This is a genomic window from Actinoplanes sp. DH11 (assembly GCF_020873875.1).
Lineage (GTDB): Bacteria > Actinomycetota > Actinomycetes > Mycobacteriales > Micromonosporaceae > Actinoplanes.
In genome coordinates, this window is record NZ_JAHWGU010000212.1 from 1 (window position 1) to 262 (window position 262).

Consider the following 262-nt stretch of genomic DNA (forward strand, 5'->3'; position numbering starts at 1 on the left):
GGTGGTGACGGGGTTGAAGTTGCCGGCGACGCTGGTGTTCGACTATCCGACGCCGACCGCTCTGGCCGGTTACCTTGTCCAGCGTGCGGTGGGTGATGCTCCGGCGCGCGTGGTGGTGGCGGCCCGGACGGGCACCGACGAGCCGATCGCGATCGTGGGGATGTCGTGTCGGTATCCGGGTGGGGTGAGTTCGCCGCAAGGTTTGTGGGATCTGGTGGTTCGGGGTGGGGACGGGATCACACCGTTCCCCGTCGATCGGGGC

General features: G+C 68.3%; 1 protein-coding gene. It reads left to right on the forward strand.

What is annotated here, in order from left to right:
* Positions 1-13 precede the first annotated feature (13 nt).
* The coding region (locus LPA41_RS41480; RefSeq protein ID WP_374238285.1) for a beta-ketoacyl synthase N-terminal-like domain-containing protein at positions 14-262 on the forward strand (249 nt) is incomplete at its 3' end.